Consider the following 25935-nt stretch of genomic DNA (forward strand, 5'->3'; position numbering starts at 1 on the left):
TTATGTTTATTGAGGGCTATGGACGAAACGCAAAATCCTGTAGGAGCGAGGCTTGCCCGCGAAGGCCACTCCTCGGTCTGTCTGTCTGACTGTCGGCGGCGCTATCACTGACGCCTTCGCGGGCAAGCCTCGCTCCTACAAGGACGGTGTCATATCACCACTCGGCAAAACTGCCATCGGCATGGCGCCAGATCGGGTTGCGCCAGCGATGGCCAACAGCCGCGCGCTCAATCACATATTCCTCGTTGATCTCGATCCCCAAGCCCGGGCCATTCGGGATTTTCACATAGCCTTTGTCGTAGTCGAACACCCGTGGATCCTTGACATAATCCAGCAGGTCGTTGCTCTCGTTGTAGTGGATGCCCAGGCTCTGCTCCTGGATGAACGCGTTGTAGCAAACCGCGTCCAGTTGCAGGCACGCCGCCAACGCAATCGGGCCCAACGGGCAATGCAGCGCCAGCGCCACGTCATAGGCTTCGGCCATGTTGGCGATCTTGCGAGTTTCGGTGATACCTCCGGCGTGGGAAGCATCCGGCTGAATGATGTCGACGTAACCTTCGCTGAGCACGCGCTTGAAATCCCAACGCGAGAACAACCGCTCTCCCAAGGCAATCGGGGTGCTGGTCAGCGGCGCGAGTTCCTTCAGCGCTTCGTAGTTTTCGCTGAGCACCGGTTCTTCGATGAACATTAATTTGTAGGGGTCGAGTTCTTTCATCAGCACCTTGGCCATGGGCTTGTGCACCCGGCCATGGAAGTCCACGCCGATGCCGACGTTCGGGCCCACCGCGTCACGCACGGCGGCGACGTTGGCCAGGGCCAGGTCGACTTTCTCGAAGGAATCGAGAAATTGCAGCTCTTCGGTGCCGTTCATTTTCACCGCAGTGAAACCACGCTCGACCGCCTCTTTCGCAGCGCGAGCGGTGTCCGCCGGCCGGTCGCCGCCGATCCACGAATACACACGAATCTTGTCCCGCACCTGCCCGCCCAGCAGGTCGCTGACCGATACACCCAAGGCCTTGCCCTTGATGTCCCACAGCGCCTGATCGATACCGGCCAACGCGCTCATGTGGATGGCGCCACCACGATAGAAGCCGCCGCGGTAGAGCACCGTCCAGATGTCTTCAATGTTGCGTGGGTCTTTGCCAATCAGGTAGTCGGATAATTCTTCAACGGCGGCGGCAACCGTGTGCGCGCGGCCTTCGACCACGGGTTCACCCCAGCCGGTCACGCCCTCGTCGGTTTCGACCTTGAGGAAGCACCAGCGCGGCGGAACGATGAAAGTGGTCAGCTTGGTGATTTTCATCTTGTGCTCTCTTTTTATAAATGCAGCTCTAATAGATGCAGCGCGCTCGGCGCCAAAAGTCTTAACGCAGAGCGTTCCATGCAGCGACATACGCCTTGGCGTTTACGGCCACTTCCCCAGGTGTCATACCCGGTTTGAACAACCCGGAACCCAGTCCGAAGCCTTTGACGCCAGCGTCGATAAACACCTGCATGTTGTCCGGCGTGATCCCGCCGACCGGCGCCAGAATCGTTCCGGCAGGCAGCACCGCCAGCCAGGCTTTGACGACTGCCGGGCCCATCTGCTCGGCCGGGAACATCTTCAGCACGTCCGCCCCTTCGGCCAATGCGGCAAAGGCCTCTGTCGGCGTCGCCACACCCGGCGACAGGAACAACCCCGCCGCTTTCGCTGCGCGCAACACCTTGGCATCGCTGTGAGGCATGACGATCAATTGGCCCCCCGCCGCTTTCACTTGCTCGACCTGTTCCGGCGTCAACACCGTGCCCGCGCCGATCAGGCAATCGGCGGGCAAGGTACTGCGCAGGATGCGGATGCTTTCGTACGGTTCTGGGGAATTAAGCGGCACTTCGATGACGCGAAATCCGGCGGCGTAAAGGACTTCGCCGATGGCTGCCGCTTCTTGCGGGCGCAGGCCACGCAAAATAGCGATCAGACCGTTTTGCGCCAATGCTTGCTTGAGCATTTCAGACCTCCAGTCAGGTTTAACGGGATGAGTGTGGTGTGATCAGCCCGGCGGCAACCGCCAACTGCCACAAGCCGCGCTCGGTGGCGTGTTCGGCCAGGGTCACCCGGGCAAAACCGCAGGCGTCGAGGGCCCGGCTGTAGCGGGCACAGAGTTGGGCATTACCGATGAGGATGATCGAAGGCAGATGAACGCTGTTGCGTCGGCGGCGCTGAACACTCGCCAACGCTGACAGTTCATGGCCGATCAACAGACCGGACAAGTAATCCGGTTGAGCGGTGGCGCTGAGTTCGCCCGTCAATCCGAGGCTGCGGGCACTGAACACTGTCGACAACGGCCCGATCTCGCCATCCGCCGACAGAGCCACCTGCACGCCACGATCAAACGCTTGGCCATCGAAGGACGCGCCCTTGTGCTGGGTTCGCCCTAAAATGCTGTGTTCGCTGAGCACGGCGAAGACTTCGCCGGTCATGAAGGTATCGAAATGCACGATGCAGCCGTCGGCCACTTCCACCCACTTCGAATGACTGCCCGGCAGGCCGATCAACAGATCACCGCCCGCCTCGACCGGTAAATTCTGCAGCACGCCGAGCACCTGGGTTTCTTCGCCACGCATCACGTTCGGCAGGCGCGAACGCTGAATCACGCCCGGCACGATGTGCACATCAACACCGCGAAGACTGCGAACCGTTTGTAGGGAAGTTCCGAGATTGGCGACGTTCGCCGGCGTATCGCAGTAAGCCGCTTCTCGCCAGCCTTGTGCGCTGCCGACCATGCCGCAAGCAATCACCGGCAAATCGGGTTGCGCGTCGAGCCAGTCACCGCAGGCCTCATCAAAGGCCAGCTCAAAACCGTCGGCGCATTCCTGACCTTTAATGATTCGCGGCGTCCGGGGTAACTGCATGATCCCAAACGACAGCGAACACTGTTCCATCACTTGGCCACCCGCGGCGAGTTTGTAGGCACGTAATGAGGTTGTCCCCCAATCGAGCGCGATCAATTGCGCCAGCATCGCTTCACCTGTTTTGTTTATTGGCAGTGAGTGAGCTGGACTATAAACCCGGACGCGCCAAAATCTCAATATATAAATATCTATCCCATATATTGGGAGGAGAACAAAAAAAGATCGCAGCTTTCGGCGACGCCTACAAATCGAGGTAGAAGCTGCCGAAGGCTGCGATCTTTAAAGGATGTCGTGTGCGATCAATTGCCCTCGGCAAACTCCCTCAACACCGCCCCATCCATCCTATACCGAACCCACTCTTCCTGCGGCTGAGCACCCAAGGATTTGTAGAACTCGATCGCCGGTTTGTTCCAGTCCAGCACGCTCCACTCAAATCGACCGCAATCATTGGCGCAGGCGATTTTCGCCAGATGGCGCAACAAGGTTTTGCCGGCGCCGCCGCCACGTTGTTCGGGGGTGATGTAGAGGTCTTCGAGGTACAGGCAGTTGCTGCCCAACCACGTGGAATAACTGAAGAAGAACACCGCGAAGCCAATCGGCGAGCCGTCGCGCAGGCAGATCAGGCCGTGGGCGGTGGCGCCTTCGCTGAATAGGCTGCGCTCGATGTCGGCGACGCTGGCGATGACTTCGTGGCGGGCGCGTTCGTAGTCGGCCAGTTCAGTGATGAACCCGAGGATTTGCGGTGCATCGCTCGGGGTCGCCGGGCGGATCTCGATCGTCATGGACGTGCCTTCGTCAACAGTGGAAAACGCCATACTAAGTCGGCGAGCGGCGCTCGTCACACTGGAAATTCAAAGCTGATCCATGGAGCATGTGTAGCGGCTGGCGCAGCCGAACGCAGGCTTCGCCAGCTGCTATGTATGGACTCGCCCTCACTGTCTACCCGCTTTTGAAAAACCGCCGCCCCGTTGCATCTATGTATTAGGCCTATTCGAGGAAGCCGTCTTCGGCTTCTGGCCAAAATTGGAAGAGCTCGTGGTATGCCGATTACAGTCAGGCCTCGAAGGCCAGTAGCAGCTAAGGCATCAATCCACGCCGGTCTTACCTGGGGTCAATTTTTTTTCAGCAAAGGGCCGGACAGTTAGTACCTCGGTGGCAGAACTCTGTCGCTCAGTGGCTCATCGTCGCTTGCTGGCCATCACCAGCCTGGCGACGATAAGTCTGGTCATTCTGTAGAAGCACCCAGACGATTCGCAGGTTGCGGTTGGCTAGCCTGACCGCAGCCTCCTTACGGCCCAGTCGGCTCATCCAGCGCAACAAGCGGCGGTCATCGGGTTGCTGGGAATCAGGTCGTAGTTGTTGCAGTACCGCATGGGCTCCCTGGATCATCAGGCTGCGTAAATAAACATCGCCTCGCTTGGTCATGTCCCCCAGCCGGACCGTCTGCCCGCTGCTGTGCTGGTCAGGCACCATGCCAAAGTACGCGGCAAACTTGCGGGCATTGGGAAATCGCTCAGGCTTGGTTTCCTTGGCCACCAGTGCCGTGGCAGTGACTGGGCCGATGCCGCGCACAGTCATCAGTCGCTTCGCCGTCATGTCGGCGCGGGCGGCCACCTCCAGGCGCCCCGTCAGCACGCTGATGCGTTCGCCCAAATGGCGCCACTCGGCCAACAGTTCGTCGATCAGTTCTCGCAGCAGGCCCGGCACCGGCTGGGTGGCATCTTCCAGTACCCGCGGAATTTTCTGGCTGATCGCAACATCGCCCTGCGCCAAGGCCACGCCGTGCTCGAGCAGCAGACCGCGCATCTGATTACTCACCGCCGTGCGTCGACGCACATAACCTTGGCGGGCGCGATGCAACGCCTGCATTGCCAGCGCCGCAACGCTTTTCACCGGCACTGCGTGGATCTTTTCATCGCGACCAGCCCGCAGAATCGCCAGCGCATCGTTGCGATCATTTTTAGGCCCGCTGCGATGTGTGGCCACCAAACCGGCTGGAAGAATCCGTGCCAGATTGCCTTGGTCTTGCAACTGCCGGGCCCAAGCTTGAGCACCCGGACCGGTCTCCATCAGAACCACGACATGAGGCGGCAACTGGCGGAGAAACTCATAAAACGCCTCGCGCGACTTGATCCGTTGCTCGTAGTGCACCTGGCCGAGGACGTCTTCACCGGCGACCTGAAAGACCTGCTTGGCCAGATCGACCGCCACGGTTGTGCAGGCCGACAAATCGGAAGAAGACAGGGATTGATCAATCGAAGTATGCTTTTTCATGGACTCGCCCTCGCTGTCGTTGGCTAATTAGACTGCCATCGTGGCGCATTGACGCCTCGGCTTGGGCGAGTCCATCCAATTACAGGGCTATGTCGCTGCAAAAGACGATTTCACTTAACGGGATGTTTATGAACACTGATGCTTTCGCGCCACTGCAACTTCTCGCTGCGCAACTGCTACCCCACGCGCTGGAACCCTCAGAGGACGGTGCTCATGATCTGTCGCACTTGCAGCGGGTCTGGCACAACGTGCGAACGCTCCACGCGCAAGAAGGTGGCGATCTTGAGGTGCTGCTCGCAGCGGTGCTTTTGCATGATTGCGTGGCGGTAGAGAAGAACTCGCCGCTGCGTTCTCAGGCGTCGCGGCTGGCCGCCGAGAAGGCATCAAACGTGTTGGCAGACAGGGTCTGGCCAGGCGCAAAAATCAGCGATGTTGCCCATGCCATCGAAGCGCACAGTTTTTCCGCCAACATCGCGCCGACCACGCTCGAAGCCAAAATCATGCAGGACGCCGACCGCCTCGACTCTCTCGGCATGCTCGGTGTGGCGCGGACCTTTTACATCGCCGGACGTATGGGGAGTGCGCTGTACGACCCACAGGATCCCGAGGCGAAGGCACGGAAATACGATGACAAACGTTTTTGCCTCGATCACTTCCAGACCAAACTACTGCACTTGGCGGACGGATTCCAGACGACCACCGGCCAGCGTCTGGCGCAGATTCGCCACGAACGGTTGAAGGGGTTCATGGTGTTGTTCAAGGAAGAAATCGGTGCGTGCTGAAGCTTTACTCCGGCCAGCGCTAACCCTGAAATCGATAACCTCAGACCTAACATCGATGCCTTGCGTGATAGATAGATGAAACTCTCTTCTCGGGTCAAGGAACCGCGTCATGTCTAGCCCAACACCCCCAGTCTCCAGCAGGTTGTTCGGACTGTTTTGCCTCGCCAGCTATTTGCTGTCGCTGTCCTACGGCTCGACCTTTTTGCTGTCGCTGTTGATCGGTTCCCGCGGCGGCAACGAGCACGATGCCGGCAGTGTGATTTCGGCGGCGATGCTCAGCACCTTTGTCGCGGTCATCGCCTCCGGACACTTGTCCGATCTACTCGGTGCCGCTCGATCGATTGCCCTGTTCGGCGTCTTGCTGGTGGCCGCCAGTCTGGGCTTCGCCCTGGCATCAGGCTTCGGCAATCTGCTGTTGTTTTTCGGGCTCTTGCTGGGGCTTGGTTGGGGCGTGTTCTACACCTTGGGGCCGATCATCGTGGCGAGTCTGGTAACGCCTTCCCAACGCGCGAAATACTTTGCGCTGCTGTCGGGCAGCATGATGACCGGGATCGGCAGCGGTCCATTACTGGGTCGCGCCGCGAGCGCCCTCGGGTATCCGATCACCGCGGCGTTTTACCTGGCGGCGCTGGCCAGCCTGATCGGCGTTTTGCTGTTTTGGCGGTTGGATTCTCAGCTGAAGAAGGCGCCCGCCCACTCGGCATCGGTGTCACGAATTTCCTGGCGTGCAGCGGCGCAAGTGCTGTCGTCCAAAGCGGTGTTCCCGATCATCATGGTTGGCCTCGGTGGTTGTGTGTTCGGCGGTCTGTCGAGTTTCCAAACCAGCTACGCGGCGGCGCGGTCACTGGACTATTCACTGTTCTTCCTCGGCTTCATGAGCGCTGCGATCAGCAGCCGAATGCTGATCGCCAGCTTCGTGGTCAAGCGCGACCCATTCTGGGCGTCCTGCCTGCTGTCGGGCTTGATGGTGGGCTCGATCCTGATGTTCGGTTTCGTCGTCGACGACAGGTTCAGCTATGTGTTGGCGGCAGTGATGCTCGGGTTCGGTTACGGGCTGACCTATTCGGTGATCAACGGCCTGGCGGCCAACGAGGCGCCAAACGGCACCACCGCGCAATCCTTGCTGCTGTTCAGCCTGTCCTACTTCATCGGCGTGTTCGGTTTTCCGTTGCTGGCCGGGAAAATCATCGTCGAACAAGGGATGTCGACGCTGCTGCTCACGGTACTGGCAGTGTCCGTGCTGAACTGGCTGATCAGCGTCGGCCGGCTGGTCTGGCGCCGCGCCGTTACCAGCAAAGCGCTGCAGCAGGTCTAGACCGTTCGTCGTTCATCAGGCACCAATCCAAATCGGGGGCGGACCAACATCAAGTAGGGACTCTATTAAATGGAGACACACCATGATGATGTCCAGATTGACCGCGCTCGCTCTCACCTCCCTGTTGTCCTGCGCCACGTTTGCTGCGACTACCGCCTCTGGCACCGGCCCGACCGACCCGGTCGAAGCCCCAAAAGCTCCAGCCATCCAAAGCGCACCCGGCATAAACACCAATGGCACGGGCGTCGACAGCAGCCTGCCTCCGTCTACGGGCACCGACCCACGGACCCAGGGCAACGACGCGGGCCGTCAAGGCGGAATGAACAGGCCAGACACCCAGACACCCGATAACGCCGACACCGGCGTCGGCTCGAAAACCACCACCGGTGGCTCGGGTTCAGAAGGTGGTGCCAGCCAATAGCTCGCCGACGCGAGCGACCTTTCCACATCCATGAAGAGGTAACCATGAACGTCGATAAAAACCTTGAGAAAGAAATCCTGACCCGTCTGCTGCATGCCCATCCAAGCGGCTTGGGCAAAGAGGTCCTGGACAATTACCGGGGGGAAAAAGTCGTGGCCAGCACCCTCGCCACGCTGCAGGATCGCGGGCTGATTCAACATGGGCATGTGACCTGCAACGAAGCGGGTGAGCATTCGTTGAGCTTGCCGATCAAACTCAGTTCCGCAGGGGTTGAGGCGGCGCGCAAGCTGGACGTTTAGCAAGACTAATCAGGTCGCAGTCGTGCGCGGCTGCGACCGTTTGACAGACTCGAATTTTAAGGCCCCATCGCGATCAGGCACCGAAAGTCTGGCTAATTAGCGCATCCACTTCGGCAGTCCCCGGTGAAGTCGCCGGCCCCCAGCGAGTCACCGCCAATGCCGCCGCCGCATTAGCCCGCCGCGCCGCCTCACCCGCCGACAATCCTTGCGCCAACCCGGCCACAAATACCCCGGCATGCGCATCCCCCGCACCATTGCTGTCTACCGCCTTAACCTTGAAACCCGGCACATGCTGGCGATCCCCACACTGACTGATCCAGCACCCTTGAGGGCCGTCACGAATCACCATCAAGACGTCGACCGGCAGATGATCGGCCAACCGGTTCAAGGCCTCGGCAATGTCCGACGCACCGGTAAACTTCAACGCCTCGACACTGTTGCTGGTCCACAGATCGATGCGTGCCAGCAAGGCTTGCATCAACGGCTCATCCGGCGAATCCACCAGCGGACCCGGATCGAAAACCACGTTGATCGCTCTCGGTAAATCCAGAATCCAATCCACCAGTGCCTGGGCTTTGCCGCCATGCAGCAGGCTGTAGCCGCTGACGTAGACATAGTCACCCGCCTTGGTCGGCACGCTCGCCAAGTCCTCGGCGGTCAACTCACCCTCGGCACCGATGTAGGAAATGAAGCTGCGCTCGGCTGACGCTTCGGTCACCGCGACGCACAATCCCGTATCCCGCTCAGCGCGGTGAGTGATGCCGATCCGAATGCCTTCAGCGTTCATCGCTTCGCGGGCCAGGTCGCCGAAACGTCCGGTGCCATGTCGGCCGAGGTAAACCACCGGCAAGCCATTGCGCTGGGCGGCAGCCATCACATTGAAGCCGCCGCCAGCCTCGAAACTGGCGGACTGCGCCAGCACATCGCCGCCCGAATCAGGCAGTTTATCCACGGCCATGACCAGGTCGATCATGACCTGGCCGGTGTGCAGCAATCTAGGCATGAGCGTTCTCGGTCATCGCGCCACGACGATCCTTGGCCCCGCCGAGTACCCAATAAATCCCGCCGGCCACCAGGAACGTCACGATCCAGCCGAGTCCGTTATGACCCAGCCAGGAGTCGGACAAAAATCCCCGGAACCACACGGTTTGTTCGGTCGCGCCAATGGTGGTGAAGCTGAAGCCCAATACGATCGCCACCGCCCACGCACCGAAGGCGCGCCATTCGATACCGCCGCTGTACCAGTAAGCGCTGCTCGGGCTGACGTCCAGCAGGTCTTGGGGGCTGTAGTAATGACGGTGAATCAGGTCGACGACGAAGATCGCGACCCACGCTGTGATCGGCACCGCCAGCAGCGAAATGAAGGTAATGAACGGACCGTAGAAACTGTCGGCGATCAGCATGAAATAAATCGAACCGGCGAAGATCGCGACGATATCGACCACCACGGCGTAGACGCGTTTGACCTTCAGTCCGAGGGTCAACGTGGTCAAACCGGCGGAGTACACCGAGAGGTTGTTCGACAGCAGCAACCCACCGAACGCGGTGATCAGGTACGGCACGGCCATCCAGGTCGGCAGCATGTCGCGGATTGCAATGATCGGGTCAGTGGCCGAGGCCAGGTCATTGTTGCCCACCGACAGCAGGCCGCCGAGGGTGATCAGCAGCACCAGCGGAATCCCCGCACCGAACGCTGCCGAAGCCACCAGGCGCGCGGCTTTGACACTGCGATGCTGATAGCGCGACATGTCGGCACCGGCGTTGGCCCAACCGATCCCGGTGCCAGCGGCCATGGTGCCAACGCCGATGATCATCGCGCTCAACGGCGCGGGCGTTGCGTTGAACACCGCGCTCCAGTCGATGGTGGCGCAGAGGAAGCCGCCCACCAGCAGGTTCAGCGCACCGAACACGTAAGTCGCCCACTTCTGAATCACCACTAACGTGGCGTGACCGAGGCCAGAGACCGACAACGTCAGCAACACGAAAATTGCGATGAACACCAGGGTCAGCAGCGGTGCGCTTTGGGCTTCTACCGGCGAGCCGAACAGAATCGAGCACAGCGACAGCAACACGAACGCTGCAGTGGTGGTGTTGACGGTTTCCCAGCCCAGACGCGACATCAACGAAACCAGGGTCGGCCCGATGTTGCCGCGTACACCGAAGATCGCTCGCGACAACGTCAGGCTCGGTGCGCGCCCACGGCGACCGGCAATAGAGATGATCCCGACCACCGCGAAGGAACCGGCGGCACCAAGGATCGCGACGATGATCGCCTGCCAGATCGCCAGCCCGCGAAAGGCTACGAGGGTCGCACCCAGCGGCAGGCCGAGGATAGAAATGTTGGCCGCGAACCAGACCCAGAACAGTTGCAGCGGATGACCGTTGCACTCCGCTTCCGGCACCGGCTCGATGCCACGGGTTTCCAGTTGCCCGGCGCTTTGCCCGGCGTTCGATGAACTCATGTGAAAATGCTCCTGTTGCCTTTGTTGTGGTTGTGGGCAATGACGGAAGACAAAACGACATCCCGGCTGTCCTGGCCAAGTCAGTGCGATCCATTGCGGGTAATAAATTCAAGTCAGCAGCGCGCCCATCGCGGGCAAGCCTGCGATGGCGTCAGTCCAGTCAGCGCAAAGCTAAAAGTCCTCTTACCAAAGGTTCCAGCTCCAGGTCGTTAACGGTTTTGACCTGGTCGATCATCGCCGCCGGCCAACTCTCAAGGCCCTGGCAGGCCCCGAGCATGGCGCCGAGAATCGCCGCGATGGTGTCAGTGTCTCCGCCAAGGCTCGCGGCCATGCACAGCGCTTCGAACGCGTTCATTTCGCCAATGGCCACTTGCTGGGCCAGGGCAAACGAGACCACCACCGATTCCTGCGAGGCCACTGAGGTGCCAATCACGTCGTACATCAAATCCGCCAGCAATGCCTTGTCGCTGTCGACGCTGAGGGTCCGCGCCCAGCTGATGCGCGAGGCGATGCGTCCGCCAGCCACCCAGTAACCGTGGCTTTCAGCTTGCAGAGCGATTTGCTGGCCGAGGTTCAACGCCTCGCCCAGGTCCATGCCGTTGATACCGGCCGAGACCACCGCCGCCACCGCCGCCGCGCTGGAAATGCCCAACGTGGTGTTGTGGGTGACCTGGCAAGCCTGCACGACAGCGTTGATGAAACGCTCAGGGTTGGCAACGTCCGCCGCGAGCCCCACCGGCGTGATGCGCATCGCCGCGCCATTGGTGGTGCCGTAGCGCCCCGCCTCTTCCGGCGAGTGGCCGGCGAGGATCATCTCGATGGCACGCTTGGTCGAAGGGCCGAGCAAGTCTTGCGAGCCCTTGGCCTGCATCTCGGTTTCCCATTCGATCAGCCGTTGGGCGAGCATCGCCGGTTCGATCCGACCCTCGCCTTCAACCAGCAATTGGCCGACCAGAATCGCCTGTTCGGTGTCATCGGTGATCGAGCCTTTGGGCATGTTAGCTGCGATCGGTTGATCCGGGCCGGCATCCTCCAGGGCAGTTATTTCACCGAAGCGCGCCTTGATTTCGGCACGACTCAGGGATTGGGTCGGCATGCCCAGCGCATCGCCCAGGGCCAGTCCGTAGAACGCACCCAAGGCACGGTCGAGCGCGGTCAATTTGACTCTCCAAACTGCAGGTGCAGGCGAAAATGCACCGGGTCGAGCAAGCTTTCGACCTGCTCCATGAATCGGTTTTGACGGTCGTAGGTGGTGCGCAAGGCCTTGAGGAAAACCGTGCCGACCGGACGGCCCAGCAGTTCGGCGTCTTCGGCGTTCAAGGGTTCGGCGCCGATCCATTGATCGCCGCGTTCGCCGATGTAGCCATAGGCGGCCAGGGTGATGGTCAGGGAGTTATCGATCAGGCCGACCCGCGGCAGGCTTTCCAGGCCTCCGGTGGCGGGCATCAATGAGCGTTCGAGGGAGACCAGCTTGCCTTCGTTGGAACGGCGCCGCCGGTCGAGGGTGATGAATTGGTCAGTGCCGAAACGCGGCAATAGGTCAGGACGGGTGACCGCCTCCAGCCGCAGCACTTCGGTATTGATCAGCGCCCCGCTGTCGGCCAGGGCCTGGGCCCAGCCGCTGCGCTGATCGAGCACCACACCGTCGAAGGTGACGATGGAGCCCACCCCGCTTTGGGTCGCGATGTAGTTGCGCCGTTTCAACTCGGCGAGGGCCTCGCGCAGCGTGCCGCGGCTGACTTTGAATTCTTGAGCCAATTGATGCTCGCCCGGCAGCAGAAAGCCGTCCTCCATGAGGCCGTTTTCGATGCGCCGGATGAGTTCGTCGACCACCCGTTTTTTCTTGTCAAATCGTACCTGTCTAATCATGTACAGAGTGATAACCGAAACAGGGTTGGGCGGGCAAGGAATAATTCAAGGAGGTGACGGGTAAACTTACGCTGATCGTTCCCACGCTCCGCGTCACTAGTGTCCGGTAAAAAACGAGGGGGGAGCTTGCTCCCTCTTGCTGTTGGCGGCTGTGAGGCATAATCGGTTTTTTCAGACTCGATTTTGACTTATGTTTTCCAGCACCCGTTTAAGCCAACTACTCAGTGCGATCCCGCGCCAGTTTTTCCAGCAATCCATCGAAACACACCAAGCTGATCGCTACGTCAAACGCTGCACGACCTGGCAATTGCTGGTGACACTGATCAGCGGCCATTTGACCCGAGCCTCAAGCCTGCGATCCTTGGCGACTATCTCCGAAAATTTCGGCCCGCATAGCTACCATCTTAATGCCGGCCCTATTGCCCGCTCGACAATGTCCGATGCCTTGAACAAGCGTGACTACCGGCCATTACAGGACCTTTGTGGGTACCTGATGAGCGCCGTCAGCCGCCAGCAGCGCAAGGAGGTCGGGGCCATGGTTAGCCTGATTGACTCCACGTCGATCACCTTGCGCGGACCTCACTTCGATGGCTGGACAGCCGCGACGAAAACCCGCATCACCCAAGGCCTCAAAGTGCATGTCGGGCTGGATCTGGCGCAGCTGGCCCCGGTGTACGTGAACATTACGCCTGCCAACGTCAACGACCTGAGCGATGCACTGGAAATGCCGATCCAGACCGGCATGACGTATGTTTTCGACAAGGGCTACTGCGATTACAACTGGTGGCACGAGTTGCAGACCAAAGGTGCTTTTTTCGTCACCCGCCTGAAGAAAAACGCCAATATCAAAGTGCTGCATGAGCACTCGACCGTGACTGAGCAAAGCTCGGTCATGACCGATGAAGTCGTCCAGTTTGGCAAAAAGCATTTGGCCGGCAAACGCCTGAACGACTATTGGGAAAAGTCGGTAAGACGCGTCGTGGTTGAGCGCGAGGGGCATGCGACGCCGTTAGTTCTGGTGACCAACGACTTCACGAGGACAGCTGAAGAAATCGCGTCCTTGTACAAAGATCGTTGGCAGATCGAGCTATTTTTCAAGTGGATCAAACAACATCTGAAGCTCAAACGCTTTTATGCCTACTCCGAAAATGCGGTGCGTTTGCAGATTTACAGTGCCTTGATCAGCTATCTGTTACTGCAAATACTCCATCGTCGCTCAGGATTTACCGGCTCGTTGTTCGAACTGACGGTTCGCATAGTTCATGTCCTGTTTGAACGGCCCGGAACCCCAGTATTGAGGGATCGACGAAGGCAGGAGCGAGAAAAGTTGAAGGCTGCCCAAGGCAGCCTTCAACTATGAAGCATGTTTACCGGACACTAGTGACGCTCCGCGTGGGAATGCAGGCCCGGGACGCTCTGCGTCCCCAAAAGCCGAACGCGGAGCGTCAGATGAGGCATTCCCACGCAGAGCGTGGGAACGATCAGGTTAGCGGGGGGTTTAGCGTTGTTTTAACCGGTCAATGACGACAGCCAGCAATAGGATCGAACCCCGAATCACATACTGGTAAAACGTATCGATGTTCTTCAGGTTCATCGCGTTCTCAATAATCGCCAGAATCAGCACCCCGGCAATCACATGCCGAATCATGCCGATCCCGCCACTCAGAGACACCCCGCCCAACACGCAGGCAGAAATCACCGTCAGCTCAAAACCCTGACCAATCATCGGCTGACCGGACGTCATGCGTGACGCCAGAATCACCCCGGCCAACGCCCCGATCACTCCGTGCACGGCGAAGATGACGATCTTGGTCCGGTCAACATTCACCCCGGCCAGCAGTGCCGCTTCCTGGTTACCGCCAATGGCCATGGTGTTGCGCCCGTAGGTGGTGTAGTTCAGCAACCAGCCGAAAAACAGGAAGCAAACGATGGTGATCAGAATCGGCACCGGAACACCCAACAACTGGCCGTTACCGAAGACGAAAAACTGCTCTTGCGACACGCCCACCGCTTTGCCATTGGCGAAGATGTAAGCCAGGCCGCGAACGATCTGCATGGTCGCCAGCGTGGTAATCAACGCATTGACCCGCAGCTTGGCGATCACGATCCCGTTGATCAACCCGACGATCAGCCCCATGAACAGCGCCGCAACAACACCGAGAAACACGCTGTCGGTGTCGCGCATCACCACCGCGGCGACCACGCCGGCACAGGCAATCACCGAACCCACCGACAGGTCGAAGTGCCCGGACGCCAGGCAATACAACATGGTGCAAGCGGCGATCCCCGTCGTGGAAATCGCCAGGCCCAGACCGCGCATGTTGAGCGGCGAAAGGAAGTTGTCGATCAGCAAGGTGCAGAGCACGAAGATCCCGACGGCCGCCAGCAGCATCACCCAGTCATCGAGAAAGCGTCGCAGGTCCAGAGGTTTTCGCGGGGTCGGCAAAGCGTTGTTTTGGATTGTCATAGTCACCTCTCAGTTCGCCACGCCGTCAGCGCGTTGGCGCGGCAAAGCCAATTGCAGCAGGTTGGATTCATTGGCCTGTTCGCGAGACAGTTCGCCGCGCATTGCGCCTTCGCAGAGCACCAGAATGCGGTCGGAAATACCCATCACTTCCATCAGGTCGCTGGACACCACAATCACCGCGATGCCGCTGGCGGCCAGGTTGTGGATGATCTGGTAAATCTCGGCTTTGGCGCCGATGTCGATGCCGCGAGTCGGTTCGTCGAGCAGCAGGACTTTCATCGGCATCGACAGCCAGCGACCGAGAATGGCCTTCTGCTGATTGCCGCCGGACAGGTACATGATTTTCTGCGCCGCGTTGGGCGTCTTCACTTTCAGTGCTTTGATCTGCTTGTCGGCGTTGCCCTTTTCCCACAGGCCACGCAACAGGCAGCCGAAAGTGGAATGAGCACCGCGGGCGCTGATGTTGATGTTCTCGGCGACGCTGGCGAGCGGCAGGATGCCCTCCTTCTTGCGGTCCTCGGGGCACAGCAGAATCCCGGCGGCAATCGCATCGCGGGGTGAACGCAGCTTCAGTTCATGACCGCGCAATTCCAGGCGTCCGGCGGTGTTGCGCTCAAGGCCGCTGAGCATCCGGAACAGCTCGGTACGACCGGCGCCGACCAAGCCGAACAACCCGAGAATCTCGCCTTTGTGCACCTCGAAACTCACCGGCTCACGCAAACCCGGCCCCTGCAAACCATCAACCTTGAGCGCCACCGCGCCACGTTGACGGTGGCGGTAATCGTAGATGTCCTGGATGTCGCGACCGACCATGCAGGTCACCAGCTGGTCGTGAGTCAGTTCGCTCATGTCCTCGAAAGTGCGCACGTAACGACCGTCCTTGAACACCGTCACCGCGTTGCAGATGCGGAACACTTCTTCCATGCGATGGGAGACGTAAAGCACCACTTTGCCTTCGTCGCGCAGACGACCGATGATCGCCATCAACCGATCGATTTCCCGCGCCGACAGGCTGCTGGTCGGTTCGTCAAACGCGATCACATGTGCACCACGGGACAAGGCCTTGGCGATTTCCACCAGTTGCCGCTGCCCCAGGGACAGGCGCCCTACTTTCTCTTGCGGATCGATTTCATCGGCCAGGCCTTTGAGGCAGGCCAATGCCTGTTGCCGCAATACGCCGCGATTGATCAGGCCGAAACTGGCCGGCAGATGACCGAGAAACAGGTTCTCTGCCACGGTCATTTCCGGGACCAGGTGCAGCTCTTGATGGATCACCGCGACGCCACTGCCGATGCTGTCGGCGGTGGACTTGAAGACCATCGTCCGCTCGCCGATCTGCAGGTCGCCGCTGCTCGGGGTGTAAGCACCGCCGAGGATTTTCAGCAGCGTGGATTTGCCGGCACCGTTCTCGCCCATCAAGGCGTGAACCCGCCCCGGATGGGCGACGAAGCTGATGCCATCCAGCGCCTTCACCCCGGGAAAGGTCTTGCCGATCCCGTTGAAGCGCAAGCTGCCACTGCCACTAAAAGAACAGCCACTGTGTTGTTGTATTTTTGTTTGCGCCATAACCACCTCATCACACAGATCAGGCAAGCCCCGTCACCAAGGCCGCCGATGAAATCAACCGCGCCTCAGTTCCAGAGGCCGATCTTTTCCAGTTCCTGCTTGAAGTTCTCGCGAGTGATCAGTGTCACGTCGTCCATCGCGGTGTATTTCGGTGGCTCTTTGCCGGTGGTGACCCAATCGAACATCATGCTCGCGGTGTTGTAGCCCTCGATATGCGGGCTCGGCAGCATCGAGCCGAAGAAGCCGCTGTTGGCCTTCTTCAATTCGCCGATGGCGTCGGTGCCGTTGATGCCGATGCCGATCACATTGGCCGCGGCAAAACCGGCGCTTTCGGTGGCGCGCACGCCGCCCAGCACGGTGCTGTCGTTCATGCCGCCGATGATCAGGTTTTTCGCGCCGCTTGGCAGTTTCACCAATGCCGAGTTGGTGGCGTCCATGCTGCCGGGTACGTCGAGGGTTTTCTGCGCAGTGAAGAGGATGTGGTCTTTCGGAAAGCCCGCATCTTCCAGCGCCTTGGCCGATCCGTCAGTGCGTTTCTTGCCGGTGTCGAGCTCGTTGAACGTGTTGATCACCGCGTAGGTTTCTTTCCAGTCCCAGCCGCGTTTCTTCGCTTCGGTGGCCATGGCATTGCCCTGTTTCTGGCCGACTTCAAACGCGGCCATGCCGAGGTAAGGCACGTCTTCCATAAACTTGCCGCTGGCATCGACAAAACGGTCATCGACGGCAATCACTTTCAAACCGTTGGCCTTGGCCTTGGCGACGATGGCCGGGCCGAGGCCGACATCGGGTGGGCAGATCACAAAGCCCTTGGCGCCGTTGGCCGCCAGGCTGTCGATGGCCGAGAGGGTTTTCTCACCGTCCGGCACGGCGATCTTGATGACGGTGAAGCCCTTCTCTTTACCGGCCTTTTCAGCGAACGCCCACTCGGTCTGGAACCAGGGTTCTTCCGCCTGCTTGACCAGAAAACCGATCTTCACTTCCTCGGCCGCCAGCAACGAACTGCTCAGGCTGACCGCGGTGACCGCCAAAGCGGCACAGCACAGGGAACGGATCCCACGACGACGATTCATAAGCTGACTCCTTATTATTTTTTTTGAGCGTTATTTGAAAGCCAATCAAACCGTACAGCTAATAGTCATATCGTATGATGATTGGATTTCGGGCGTAGTTCAGCGCCTGAAATCCGATTAATTCAGTCGTGGTACATGACCGAGCGACCACCGTCGATGGTGATGCACGAGGCATTGATAAACGGCGCCTCATCGCTGGCCAGGAAAACGGCCGTCATCGCGACTTCGATCGGCTGCCCGATGCGACGTGGCGGATGCAGATCGAAGGCGCGCTGACGTTCGGCATGCGGGTTGGCAAAGCCGTTCCAGTAATCGACGTTCAGTTGGGTTTCGATGTAGCCCGGCGCGATGGCGTTGACGCGAATGCCCTTCGGTGCATATTCGATGCCCAGGGCGCGGGTCAGGCCGAGCAAGCCATGTTTGGCCACCGGGTACGGGAAGCAGCCGGGAATGATGTGAGTGGAATGGGTCGAAGCGATGTTGATGATGCTGCCGATGCCTTGCTCGATCATCTGCGGCAGCACCGCTTTGCAGCCGTACCAAGCGCCGTCCAGGTCGATAGCGAAGCAGCGGCGCCAGTCTTCCTCGGTCATTTCCAGCGGATCACGGAACACATTGACCCCGGCGCAATTGACCAGCACGTCGATCCGCCCGTGAAGCTCGATCGCCAGTGTGGCCATGGCGTGCAGGTCCTGCTGCCTGGACACATCGGCCGTGATCGCCTGAACATCCAAGCCTTTGTCCCGCCAGTGGGCGGCGACCTTTTCGACTTTCTCACCCTGGATATCGCTGATGATCAGCTTGGCCTGCTGGGAAGCGAACGTCGCGACTATCGCCTCGCCGATACCCTGAGCGGCACCGGTCAGCAGTACGACCTTGTTTTTCAGTCGTTCACCCTTCGGCGGCTCGGGCACCGGTGGCAACGAAAGGGGTTCAGCCATGGATCAAGACTCCTTTTCGAAGGCACGGCAAAAACCGGGCATCTGTCGATGTCCGGTCAAAAGGCTTTTTGGAAAATCGCTGCATCACTTCACCTGTTTTGTTTTTTTAAGTGTGAGTGCGTGTCACTGGTGGGGCCGACTATAAACCCGACCGTCAAATAATCTCAATATATAATTTTACATCCCATATTTTGGGATCTAACCGATAAATCTCTGACAGGCTTTTCCGGGCACATCGACTCGAATCGACAGCAACGCGCCGTCCAACGGATGGTGGAGCGGGCTCGCGGCACTGGTGATGTAGAGGGTTTTCAGGTCCTCACCGCCGAACACGCAACTGGTGGGGCGGCTGATCGGTAGTTCGATCACGCGATCAACCTGCCCGTCCGGGGTCAGCCTGAGTAGACAGCTGCCATCCCAGCGAGCGTTCCAGATATATCCCTCGGCATCCATCGCCGAGCCATCAGGGCCGCCGCGTTCATGGGGCCCGAACCAGACCTGGGCCGGATCGAGGTTACCGTCGGTGCGGATGTAATACTGGCAGAGCGTGCTGTCGAGGCTGTCGGCGAAATACACGGTGGTTGCGTCTGCGCTCCACAGCAACGTGTTAGGAATGCCCAGCCCTCGAAGCAACGGCGTGACACGCGCATCGCGATCGATGCGAAACAAGCCACCGGAACGCCGCACGATGGGCAAATCTTCGCCCTGTTCGCCGATGTTGTTCTGCATGGTGCCGAGCCAGAGCCGGCCCTGAGCATCGCAGCGGGCTTCATTGGCGCGATTGCCGGGTTGCGGATCGGCGACGCAGAGCAAGGTCAGTCGTGGTTCCAGCCCGGGGGAATCCAGATCGAGTCGATACACACCGCTGTTCAATGTCACCAGTGCATCGCCGCTTTCGCAGGGGATGAAGGCAGACACGTGCTCGGGCATCTGCCAGATCTGCACGTTGGCGCCAATCAGCCGCAGCGCCTGTTTACCAGCAATATCAACCCAGAACAGCGCCTGGGTCGGCGCGTCCCAGAACGGGCTTTCGCCGAGTTGCGCGCGGTGTTCGGTAACGGCAGTCCACGTCATGAAATCTCCTGCTTTCTTATTGTTGTCAGCTGGCCTTCTTGTCGGCCATGACTTGCGGGTAGAAGCGCTTGATGGCCAGGTCGGCGTTATCGATCAGGGTCATGCAGGCCCAGACACCCCGCGCGGCATCCCGGGCGGCGATGGCGTCGGCCATGTCTTTGTGAATCGGCAGCGTGCGGCGCAGTTCGTCCGGGTCGGCGGCGGACACCTCGAAAGACACCGCCAGCAACGCGCCGAGGGCCGGAACCATTTGTTCGATGAATTGATTGTGGCTCGCGGCGAGGATGCACTCGTGGAAGAACTGGTCGGCACGGTTGTAATCGACGCCGCTGTCCACTGCCCTCTCCAATGCGTTGTAAGCCTGAAGGATGGCTTGAACCTGCTCGACGGAAGCGCGCTCGCACGCCCAGCGCACGGCCATCGGTTCGATGGTGCGGCGCAGGTCGAGCAAGTCGTCGACGAAGTTTTCCGGTAAACCGCTGCGCGACAGCCAGCCAACGACTTGCGGATCGAAGAGGTTCCAGCGTCGCACCGGCAACACCCGCGTGCCGACCTTTGGCCCGACTTCGAGCATACCTTTGGCGACCAGGGTTTTGATGGCTTCGCGGATAACGGTGCGACTGACACCGAGCTGCTCGCCCAGGTCGGCTTCGACCTTGAGGGTCTCACCCGGCTTAACCTGGCCCGTGGCGATCCAGCAACCCAGCCAATCGACCGTCGACGCATGAAAACTGCTGGACATGGACACCTCTGTGCAGGGACGACACAACGCCGTTCGCGATGGATGCCCACGCTAATCATCATACGATTTGGTGTCAATTTGAATTTTTCTGTTTCACGGCGTCCAGGCGATCAATTTGAACGAACGCCTATTGTGACCTACGGTTAGCCACGACAGATCAAGCAGTCAATAGCATCTGTACCACTAAAGTCTGCTATCGACAGGTATAAGCATGAACATGGATGCGTCTACGCAATACCCGATTGTTTTAGTCCACGGCCTTTTTGGCTTCGATAAAATTGCCGGCTATCCCTACTTCTTCGAGATCAAGGAAGCCTTGGAATATGCTGGGGCAAAAGTGTTTGCCGTTAACATTCCAGCCGTTAACGGAAACGAGGAGCGCGGTAAAAAACTGCTCGAACACGTCAACCGTATTTTGCAGGAAACGGGAGCCGCCAAGGTCAATCTGATCGGCCACAGCCAAGGTCCACTGGCCGCACGCTACGTAGCGGCGCTACACCCGGAAAAGGTCGCATCAGTCACTTCCGTCAGCTGCCCCAATCATGGCTCCGAGATTGCCGACCAATTGCATAAGGCGCTGACGCCTGGAGAGTTGCCCGAAGCGCTCGTTTTAGCCCTGTTCAAAGCAGTCGGCACCTTCATTTCGTTGATCAGCGGCCATCCGGAAAACCCTCAGGACGCTCAAGCGGCTTTCGAATCCCTGACCAGCGCAGGATTGGCCGCTTTCAATCTCAAGTACCCGCAAGGGATACCGAAACATTGGGGTGAGGAAGGCAACGAAATTGAAAACAGCGTGTATTACTACTCTTGGAGCGGGATCGTACAAAACTTTCAAAGCCTGCAACCCCTCGATCCGTCCCACTTGAACTGTATCGTGCTGTCGAAGCTATTTTACAAAGAGAAAAACGCCAACGACGGGCTGGTCGGTCAATACAGTTCGCACCTGGGGAAAGTGATTCGCTCGGATTACCCGATGGACCATTTTGACGCAGTCAATCAGATTGCAGGGGTCGACAGCTGGAATGTGAACCCGGTCAAGCTCTACCTTGACCATGCCGCTCGGCTCAAGAGCAAGGGTTTGTAAGCCCAATGACAGCGGCCCGCTTAATAGCGGTCCGTTTTCCAGAACACAGCAACTCAGCAACTCAGCGAGTTACGGCTCAAGCCCGATGGGAAAGAACTCGCCGCCGCTCCACACACCTAGCCAGCGTTGCCCGTCGATCTCGCGGGTGACGGCCAGTTCCACCAGTTGGTAGAACACGTTGCGGTGAATCAGGGCTTCAAGGTTGGTACGCACATGCACGTAGGGCGCAGGCTCCTGCGTTACCGGGTCGATCACTACGCGCATGGGGTGTTCGGCGCCGGCCTCGGCGGTCTCATCGACATTGGTGGTGAAGCGCAGGAGTTGGGTTTCACCTTCGCCTTCGACATCCACGGCAATCGCCACGAAGGGCGCATCGTCGACCTTGATGCCAACTTTCTCGACCGGGGTAATGAGGAAGTAGTCGTCACCATCGCGGCGAATGATGGTGGAGAACAGCTTGACCATCGGCTTGCGCCCGATCGGCGTGCCCAGGTAATACCAGGTGCCGTCACGGGCGATACGCATGTCGATGTCGCCGCAAAAGTCGGGGTTCCACAGGTGGACCGGCGGCAAGCCTTTGGTTTTGGGGATTTGCCCCAACAGATCGTTGGCTTTTTGCGGGCCACTCATGGCGTTCTCCTTTTGAATTACTGGTCGCTGAGCCCCAGCAGGCTGCGCGCGTATTGTTCCAGCGGCGGGCCCATCAGGTCTTCTGGCTTTTTGTCGTGGAACGTCAGTAAACCGCCACGACTCTTGATCCGTGCAGTATCAATCAAATACTGGGTACTGGTCTCGATCAACATGATCTGAATCACGCCACTGTCGATACCGAGGCGATCCAGGGCTTCCTGATCCAGCCACTCGTCCGAGTTGCCGATACGGTCGTCGGACCTGGCGAACCGGGTATACAGCAGGTAATGGGCACCGGCGGCACGGGCTTCGCCCATGGCTTGATCAAGCCCTTCCGGGGCACGGGCGCGGCGGACCATAGGGAAGTATTCGACAAAGCCATCGAAGGCGACTTCGGCTATCACGTTAGGTCGTGGGTAGACAGCACTGCCTGGCGGCACAAAGGCGCCTTGGGCGATATAGACGAATGAGTCCGGTTGAATGCGCAGGTTATTCACACGACGACTGTCGCTATGGTCGAGCAGCCCCGCGTCGCTCAGGTGGTAGCGAGTCCCTTCAGCCAGATCGCTGACATTCATGCAGCCACCAAGCGCCAAAACGGCCAGCAGCAAAACCAGGCTACGCATCCTACCCTCCAGAGGCCGGTGACGGAAAACCGGCGAATGGCCATGGGATGCAGCTTCCGCGCCAGCTCGGGAACATCAGCGCCTGACAGATTGCTTTCGCGGGCAAGCCTCGCTCCTACAGGATTGTGCAAACTTGTGGGAGCGTGGCTTGCCCGCGATTGCGTTCTATCAGCCGCCAATAATCTTCATGACTGTCGCACCACCCGAGAATGCCACTTCCTGCTTATCACCCAAGGCTTTCACCAAGAGTCTCTGCAAGGCGGGCAACGCTTGATGACGGGGTTTGTCCAGCAGATCGCCGACATAGTGGCGGTTGCTCGACGACAGGCAACCATGCAGCCAGCCCGTGGACGACAGACGCAAGCGCGAGCAGGTACGGCAGAACGGCACGCTTTCGTTGGCGATCACACCGAAGTGGCCTTGCCCTGGGATCTCGTAGCGCACGGCTGTGGCGTCGACTGGCGCATCGGCCTGAAGATACTCGTGGCGCTCACCGATCAGGCTCAGCAACTGTTGAAGGCTCACGAACTGCTGCAGGAAAGCATTGGAGTCGCTTGCCAGGTGGCCCATGCGCATCAGCTCGATGAACCGAAGCTCATAGCCGCGTTCCAGACAGTAATCGAGTAGTGGCATCACTTGATCGAGGTTCTGCCCACGCAGCGGCACCATATTGACCTTGATCTTCAGGCCGGCTGCGCTGGCCTGATCCATACCGTCGAGCACAGTCGCCAGATCGCCGCCACGGGCAATGCTGCGAAAAGCGCTGGCATCCAGGGTATCGAGGGAAACGTTAATGCGACGAATGCCGGCGTCCACCAGCAGTGGCAGCTTCTTCGCCAGCAGTTGACCGTTGGTAGTCAGGCTGATGTCCGCCAGGCCCATCTGCCCGACGGCGGTCATAAAGGCTTCGAGTTTGGGGCTGACCAGCGGTTCGCCGCCGGTGATGCGCAAACGCTCTATGCCAGCGGCCTCGATCAGATAAGCCACGCCACGCGCCATGGCCTCAGCCGACAATTCATCCTGCGCAGCCACCAAACGCTTGCCGTTGGGCACGCAGTAGGTACAAGCGTAATTGCAGGCTGAAGTCAGACTGATTCGCAAATTGCGAAAACGCCTGCCTTGACGGTCAACGATCATGGATCACTCCGGCGGAAGAATATTCGGACCACTGAAACTTGACTCACAAATCAAGTTTTAGCAATACCTAAGCCTGAGTATATTCCTGCGGTACTGCGCCATGGTGTGAATATCATGGCGCGATAAGGCGAACTGTATGGACTCAGCTGCTCGGGGTGTCGGTATCGCGCTTGCGCTTGTTGCCCATGCGCACGCCGATATCCATCAGGAACTGGAAGAAGCCTTCCTGATCTTCCAGCACATTGCTCCAGAACGGCGAGTGATACAGCGCCACAGCGCCATGCACCAGCGCCCAGGACGCGCAGTAATGGAAGTATGGCGGCACGTCTTCGAGCTTGCCTTCGCTGATCCGGCCTTTGATCAGCAGGGTCAAGCGTTCGAAATTCGAGGCGCGGATCTTGTGCAGCTCCTCGACCATCTCCGGCACCTGATTGCCCTTGACCACCTTTTCTTCCAGGCGATCGAACAACCGATAGCGTTGAGGGTCGCGCATGCGGAATTCGAAGTAGGCACGGGACAGGGCTTCCTTGTCCTTGTCGACATCGGCCGAATGCAACAGCTCGTTCAAATCGCGCTCGTAATCGAGCATCAGGCGCAAATAGATCTCGGCCTTGGATTTGAAGTGCTTGTAGATCGTGCCTTTGCCGATACCGACGGCATCAGCAATCATCTCGACGGTGACACTGTCTTCACCTTGATCGAGGAACAGCTTGAGCGCGGTATCGAGAATTTCTTGCTCGCGGCGACGAAACTCACGGACCTTACGAGGTTCTTTATGCATAAGAAAAGGTCTGTAGGGGTCAAAATTCGAAGCCGCGTATTATGCCTAACTTGCGCAAAAATGCACGGATCATCCGACCATATATGTGTTTCTTGATGAATTCCGACAGTCTTGCAGATTGATGAGAACTCAACCGAAGCGCCCGTATTCCAAATTTGTTTAAAAATCTCGACCGGTTAACTGGACTCGGCGCAATACTGATCAATACTTCAAATGTCGGCGGGGCATCTCCCCCAAGTGTCGCGCCGATATAGGTACCAACGGACCGTGTGCCTTTGTTTTACTCCTAATGGTCTTAACCCGGATTCACCCCCCAGAACCCGGGTTTTTTTTGCCTGCGATTTAACCTTTTACATGCGCCAGCGGAAAAAGTCGCTTGAAGTTCTCGGTGGTTTGCTCGGCAAACCGCTCGTAGGACTCACCTCGCAACATTGCCAGAAATTCCGCTACGTCGCGCACGTACTGCGGCAGGTTCGGCTTGCCGCGGTGAGGAATAGGCGCCAGGTAGGGCGAGTCGGTTTCCACCAGCAATCGGTCAGCCGGCACTTTACTGGCCACGTCACGCAGAGCGTCGGCATTGCGGAAAGTGACAATCCCGGACAAGGAAATGTAATACCCCATGTCCAGCGCCGCTTTAGCCATGTCCCAGTCTTCGGTGAAGCAGTGCAGGACGCCAGCCTGGGGCAGCGCCGCTTCGCGCAACAGGCTCAATGTATCGGCGCGAGCGCCACGGGTGTGGATGATCACCGGTTTGCCCGTCTGCTGCGCCGCTTGCAGATGCAGGCGAAACGACTCTTGCTGCAACTCCGCCGCTTCTGGCTCGTAGTGATAATCCAGGCCCGTTTCCCCGATCGCCACCACGCGCGGGTGGTTGAGCTCGCGCAATAGCCAATCCAGCGCCGGCGCTGCACCCGGCTGCACATCCAGCGGATGTACGCCAACTGAACAGTCGACGTCGTTGTAACGTTCGGCCAGGGCTTTGACGTCCGCGGCGTTCTCGACGCTGACGCCGATACACAGAAAATGCCCTACCCCGCGCTGACGGGCCGCATCCAGTGCAGCATCCAGCGAGCCGTCGTGGGCGGCGAGGTCGAGTCGATCTAGGTGGCAATGGGAATCTACGAGCATAAAAGGGCTGCAACTTACATCGTATGAGTGGGACGGTCGGACTTCAGGGCTCCGGCCAGATGGGTTTCGATTCGACTGCGCGCAGTGTTGTCGCCGTCGTTGAATTGCACGCCGACTCCCGCGGCCCGATTGCCCTGCGCACCTTTGGGAGTGATCCAGGTGACCTTGCCGGCGACCGGAATCTTTTCCGGTTCATCCATCAGGTTCAGCAGCATGAATACCTCATCGCCCAACTTGTAATTTTTGTTGGTCGGGATAAACAGTCCACCGTTTTTGATGAATGGCATGTAGGCCGCGTAAAGCACGGACTTGTCCTTGATCGTCAGGGACAAAATGCCGTTACGCGGCCCCTGATTGACGGCTTCATTCATGCTGACC

At 59.0% G+C, this 25935-nt stretch carries 27 protein-coding genes; 6 read left to right on the top strand and 21 right to left on the bottom strand.

Annotated elements, in window-relative coordinates; genetic code table 11:
* Positions 1 to 154: 154 nt before the first annotated feature.
* The 5 genes from dgoD to ACYZT0_RS18170 form a co-directional block, all read right to left on the bottom strand.
* Positions 155 to 1303: a galactonate dehydratase gene (dgoD, locus tag ACYZT0_RS18150; protein WP_462042396.1), complete on the bottom strand. Its 1149-nt coding sequence runs from the start codon at positions 1301 to 1303 to the stop codon at positions 155 to 157.
* Positions 1304 to 1364: 61 nt separating this feature from the next.
* Positions 1365 to 1985, bottom strand: a complete 621-nt coding sequence (locus tag ACYZT0_RS18155; protein WP_462042397.1) for a 2-dehydro-3-deoxy-6-phosphogalactonate aldolase — start codon at positions 1983 to 1985, stop codon at positions 1365 to 1367.
* A 19-nt stretch (positions 1986 to 2004) separates the two neighbouring features.
* Positions 2005 to 2997: a 2-dehydro-3-deoxygalactonokinase gene (locus ACYZT0_RS18160; RefSeq protein ID WP_462042398.1), complete on the bottom strand. Its 993-nt coding sequence runs from the start codon at positions 2995 to 2997 to the stop codon at positions 2005 to 2007.
* Between the two features lie 191 nt (positions 2998 to 3188).
* Positions 3189 to 3671 (bottom strand): GNAT family N-acetyltransferase, encoded by a 483-nt coding sequence (locus tag ACYZT0_RS18165; protein WP_149417666.1) that lies wholly within the window; start codon positions 3669 to 3671, stop codon positions 3189 to 3191.
* Between the two features lie 388 nt (positions 3672 to 4059).
* A complete protein-coding gene (locus ACYZT0_RS18170) occupies positions 4060 to 5118 on the bottom strand; it encodes an IS110 family RNA-guided transposase (protein WP_462046497.1) in 1059 nt (352 codons plus the stop codon).
* Between the two features lie 173 nt (positions 5119 to 5291).
* Here ACYZT0_RS18170 and ACYZT0_RS18175 point away from each other — a divergent pair, with 173 nt between their 5' ends.
* The 4 genes from ACYZT0_RS18175 (at position 5292) to ACYZT0_RS18190 (ending at position 7980) form a co-directional block, all read left to right on the top strand.
* On the top strand, positions 5292 to 5945 hold the full coding sequence (locus ACYZT0_RS18175) for an HD domain-containing protein (protein WP_462042399.1): 654 nt from the start codon (positions 5292 to 5294) through the stop codon (positions 5943 to 5945).
* Positions 5946 to 6054: 109 nt separating this feature from the next.
* Positions 6055 to 7260, top strand: coding sequence for an MFS transporter (locus ACYZT0_RS18180; RefSeq protein ID WP_462042400.1), 1206 nt, complete (start codon positions 6055 to 6057; stop codon positions 7258 to 7260).
* A gap of 82 nt (positions 7261 to 7342) precedes the next feature.
* Positions 7343 to 7681, top strand: a complete 339-nt coding sequence (locus tag ACYZT0_RS18185) for a hypothetical protein (RefSeq protein ID WP_462042401.1) — start codon at positions 7343 to 7345, stop codon at positions 7679 to 7681.
* 44 nt (positions 7682 to 7725) lie between these two features.
* Positions 7726 to 7980 (top strand): hypothetical protein, encoded by a 255-nt coding sequence (locus tag ACYZT0_RS18190; protein ID WP_282375731.1) that lies wholly within the window; start codon positions 7726 to 7728, stop codon positions 7978 to 7980.
* A 73-nt stretch (positions 7981 to 8053) separates the two neighbouring features.
* Here the strand turns inward: ACYZT0_RS18190 and ACYZT0_RS18195 are convergent, their stop codons facing one another.
* The 4 genes from ACYZT0_RS18195 to ACYZT0_RS18210 all read right to left on the bottom strand — a co-directional run bounded on the left by ACYZT0_RS18195 (position 8054) and on the right by ACYZT0_RS18210 (position 12311).
* Complete coding sequence (locus ACYZT0_RS18195; RefSeq protein WP_462042402.1) at positions 8054 to 8983, bottom strand: PfkB family carbohydrate kinase; 930 nt, start codon at positions 8981 to 8983, stop codon at positions 8054 to 8056.
* A complete protein-coding gene (locus ACYZT0_RS18200; protein WP_462042403.1) occupies positions 8976 to 10442 on the bottom strand; it encodes a purine-cytosine permease family protein in 1467 nt (488 codons plus the stop codon). Before ACYZT0_RS18200 ends, ACYZT0_RS18195 begins: the two co-directional genes overlap by 8 nt.
* 160 nt (positions 10443 to 10602) lie before the next feature.
* Complete coding sequence (locus tag ACYZT0_RS18205; RefSeq protein ID WP_462042404.1) at positions 10603 to 11601, bottom strand: ADP-ribosylglycohydrolase family protein; 999 nt, start codon at positions 11599 to 11601, stop codon at positions 10603 to 10605.
* Positions 11598 to 12311 (bottom strand): GntR family transcriptional regulator, encoded by a 714-nt coding sequence (locus ACYZT0_RS18210; RefSeq protein ID WP_462042405.1) that lies wholly within the window; start codon positions 12309 to 12311, stop codon positions 11598 to 11600. The genes ACYZT0_RS18205 and ACYZT0_RS18210 overlap by 4 nt, the downstream gene beginning before the upstream one ends.
* Positions 12312 to 12501: 190 nt before the next feature.
* Here ACYZT0_RS18210 and ACYZT0_RS18215 point away from each other — a divergent pair, with 190 nt between their 5' ends.
* On the top strand, positions 12502 to 13671 hold the full coding sequence (locus ACYZT0_RS18215; protein WP_462041955.1) for an IS4 family transposase: 1170 nt from the start codon (positions 12502 to 12504) through the stop codon (positions 13669 to 13671).
* A gap of 138 nt (positions 13672 to 13809) precedes the next feature.
* On the opposite strand, the gene araH is transcribed toward ACYZT0_RS18215, so the two are convergent.
* From araH to ACYZT0_RS18245, 6 genes are all read right to left on the bottom strand, one after another.
* Positions 13810 to 14778: an L-arabinose ABC transporter permease AraH gene (gene araH / locus ACYZT0_RS18220; RefSeq protein ID WP_462042406.1), complete on the bottom strand. Its 969-nt coding sequence runs from the start codon at positions 14776 to 14778 to the stop codon at positions 13810 to 13812.
* A 9-nt stretch (positions 14779 to 14787) separates the two neighbouring features.
* Positions 14788 to 16344: an L-arabinose ABC transporter ATP-binding protein AraG gene (gene araG, locus ACYZT0_RS18225; protein WP_462042407.1), complete on the bottom strand. Its 1557-nt coding sequence runs from the start codon at positions 16342 to 16344 to the stop codon at positions 14788 to 14790.
* A 65-nt stretch (positions 16345 to 16409) separates the two neighbouring features.
* Positions 16410 to 17414 (bottom strand): substrate-binding domain-containing protein, encoded by a 1005-nt coding sequence (locus tag ACYZT0_RS18230; protein ID WP_462042408.1) that lies wholly within the window; start codon positions 17412 to 17414, stop codon positions 16410 to 16412.
* 122 nt (positions 17415 to 17536) lie between these two features.
* Entirely contained in the window at positions 17537 to 18355 is an 819-nt protein-coding gene (locus ACYZT0_RS18235) for an SDR family oxidoreductase (RefSeq protein WP_462042409.1), read from the bottom strand.
* A gap of 198 nt (positions 18356 to 18553) precedes the next feature.
* On the bottom strand, positions 18554 to 19429 hold the full coding sequence (locus tag ACYZT0_RS18240) for an SMP-30/gluconolactonase/LRE family protein (protein WP_462042410.1): 876 nt from the start codon (positions 19427 to 19429) through the stop codon (positions 18554 to 18556).
* Positions 19430 to 19454: 25 nt separating this feature from the next.
* Positions 19455 to 20171 (bottom strand): FadR/GntR family transcriptional regulator, encoded by a 717-nt coding sequence (locus tag ACYZT0_RS18245; protein WP_462042411.1) that lies wholly within the window; start codon positions 20169 to 20171, stop codon positions 19455 to 19457.
* 211 nt (positions 20172 to 20382) lie between these two features.
* On the opposite strand from ACYZT0_RS18245, the gene ACYZT0_RS18250 reads away from it, so the two are divergent.
* Positions 20383 to 21255: an esterase/lipase family protein gene (locus ACYZT0_RS18250; RefSeq protein WP_462042412.1), complete on the top strand. Its 873-nt coding sequence runs from the start codon at positions 20383 to 20385 to the stop codon at positions 21253 to 21255.
* 69 nt (positions 21256 to 21324) lie between these two features.
* Here the strand turns inward: ACYZT0_RS18250 and ACYZT0_RS18255 are convergent, their stop codons facing one another.
* From ACYZT0_RS18255 to ACYZT0_RS18280, 6 genes are all read right to left on the bottom strand, one after another.
* A complete protein-coding gene (locus tag ACYZT0_RS18255) occupies positions 21325 to 21885 on the bottom strand; it encodes a DUF1285 domain-containing protein (protein ID WP_462042413.1) in 561 nt (186 codons plus the stop codon).
* Between the two features lie 17 nt (positions 21886 to 21902).
* On the bottom strand, positions 21903 to 22511 hold the full coding sequence (locus tag ACYZT0_RS18260; RefSeq protein WP_462042414.1) for a DUF4823 domain-containing protein: 609 nt from the start codon (positions 22509 to 22511) through the stop codon (positions 21903 to 21905).
* A 168-nt stretch (positions 22512 to 22679) separates the two neighbouring features.
* Positions 22680 to 23648: a GTP 3',8-cyclase MoaA gene (locus ACYZT0_RS18265; RefSeq protein WP_462042415.1), complete on the bottom strand. Its 969-nt coding sequence runs from the start codon at positions 23646 to 23648 to the stop codon at positions 22680 to 22682.
* A gap of 142 nt (positions 23649 to 23790) precedes the next feature.
* Entirely contained in the window at positions 23791 to 24429 is a 639-nt protein-coding gene (locus ACYZT0_RS18270; protein ID WP_008152317.1) for a TetR/AcrR family transcriptional regulator, read from the bottom strand.
* A 342-nt stretch (positions 24430 to 24771) separates the two neighbouring features.
* Positions 24772 to 25557 carry a TatD family hydrolase gene (locus tag ACYZT0_RS18275; RefSeq protein ID WP_462042416.1) on the bottom strand — a complete coding sequence of 262 codons (786 nt, stop codon included), beginning with the start codon at positions 25555 to 25557 and terminating at the stop codon, positions 24772 to 24774.
* 14 nt (positions 25558 to 25571) lie between these two features.
* Positions 25572 to 25928: a PilZ domain-containing protein gene (locus tag ACYZT0_RS18280; RefSeq protein ID WP_462042417.1), complete on the bottom strand. Its 357-nt coding sequence runs from the start codon at positions 25926 to 25928 to the stop codon at positions 25572 to 25574.
* Between the last annotated feature and the right edge of the window lie 7 nt (positions 25929 to 25935).

Source organism: Pseudomonas sp. ZS1P83, from assembly GCF_054897825.1.

Coding starts and splice junctions, on each gene's coding strand:
- dgoD (WP_462042396.1), bottom strand. CDS start 1,303: ATGAAAATCACCAAGCTGACCACTTTCATCGTTCCGCCGCGCTGGTGC.
- ACYZT0_RS18155 (WP_462042397.1), bottom strand. CDS start 1,985: ATGCTCAAGCAAGCATTGGCGCAAAACGGTCTGATCGCTATTTTGCGT.
- ACYZT0_RS18160 (WP_462042398.1), bottom strand. CDS start 2,997: ATGCTGGCGCAATTGATCGCGCTCGATTGGGGGACAACCTCATTACGT.
- ACYZT0_RS18165 (WP_149417666.1), bottom strand. CDS start 3,671: ATGACGATCGAGATCCGCCCGGCGACCCCGAGCGATGCACCGCAAATC.
- ACYZT0_RS18175 (WP_462042399.1), top strand. CDS start 5,292: ATGAACACTGATGCTTTCGCGCCACTGCAACTTCTCGCTGCGCAACTG.
- ACYZT0_RS18180 (WP_462042400.1), top strand. CDS start 6,055: ATGTCTAGCCCAACACCCCCAGTCTCCAGCAGGTTGTTCGGACTGTTT.
- ACYZT0_RS18185 (WP_462042401.1), top strand. CDS start 7,343: ATGATGATGTCCAGATTGACCGCGCTCGCTCTCACCTCCCTGTTGTCC.
- ACYZT0_RS18190 (WP_282375731.1), top strand. CDS start 7,726: ATGAACGTCGATAAAAACCTTGAGAAAGAAATCCTGACCCGTCTGCTG.
- ACYZT0_RS18195 (WP_462042402.1), bottom strand. CDS start 8,983: ATGCCTAGATTGCTGCACACCGGCCAGGTCATGATCGACCTGGTCATG.
- ACYZT0_RS18200 (WP_462042403.1), bottom strand. CDS start 10,442: ATGAGTTCATCGAACGCCGGGCAAAGCGCCGGGCAACTGGAAACCCGT.
- ACYZT0_RS18210 (WP_462042405.1), bottom strand. CDS start 12,311: ATGATTAGACAGGTACGATTTGACAAGAAAAAACGGGTGGTCGACGAA.
- ACYZT0_RS18215 (WP_462041955.1), top strand. CDS start 12,502: ATGTTTTCCAGCACCCGTTTAAGCCAACTACTCAGTGCGATCCCGCGC.
- araH (WP_462042406.1), bottom strand. CDS start 14,778: ATGACAATCCAAAACAACGCTTTGCCGACCCCGCGAAAACCTCTGGAC.
- araG (WP_462042407.1), bottom strand. CDS start 16,344: ATGGCGCAAACAAAAATACAACAACACAGTGGCTGTTCTTTTAGTGGC.
- ACYZT0_RS18230 (WP_462042408.1), bottom strand. CDS start 17,414: ATGAATCGTCGTCGTGGGATCCGTTCCCTGTGCTGTGCCGCTTTGGCG.
- ACYZT0_RS18235 (WP_462042409.1), bottom strand. CDS start 18,355: ATGGCTGAACCCCTTTCGTTGCCACCGGTGCCCGAGCCGCCGAAGGGT.
- ACYZT0_RS18240 (WP_462042410.1), bottom strand. CDS start 19,429: ATGACGTGGACTGCCGTTACCGAACACCGCGCGCAACTCGGCGAAAGC.
- ACYZT0_RS18245 (WP_462042411.1), bottom strand. CDS start 20,171: ATGTCCAGCAGTTTTCATGCGTCGACGGTCGATTGGCTGGGTTGCTGG.
- ACYZT0_RS18250 (WP_462042412.1), top strand. CDS start 20,383: ATGAACATGGATGCGTCTACGCAATACCCGATTGTTTTAGTCCACGGC.
- ACYZT0_RS18255 (WP_462042413.1), bottom strand. CDS start 21,885: ATGAGTGGCCCGCAAAAAGCCAACGATCTGTTGGGGCAAATCCCCAAA.
- ACYZT0_RS18260 (WP_462042414.1), bottom strand. CDS start 22,511: ATGCGTAGCCTGGTTTTGCTGCTGGCCGTTTTGGCGCTTGGTGGCTGC.
- ACYZT0_RS18265 (WP_462042415.1), bottom strand. CDS start 23,648: ATGATCGTTGACCGTCAAGGCAGGCGTTTTCGCAATTTGCGAATCAGT.
- ACYZT0_RS18270 (WP_008152317.1), bottom strand. CDS start 24,429: ATGCATAAAGAACCTCGTAAGGTCCGTGAGTTTCGTCGCCGCGAGCAA.
- ACYZT0_RS18275 (WP_462042416.1), bottom strand. CDS start 25,557: ATGCTCGTAGATTCCCATTGCCACCTAGATCGACTCGACCTCGCCGCC.
- ACYZT0_RS18280 (WP_462042417.1), bottom strand. CDS start 25,928: ATGAATGAAGCCGTCAATCAGGGGCCGCGTAACGGCATTTTGTCCCTG.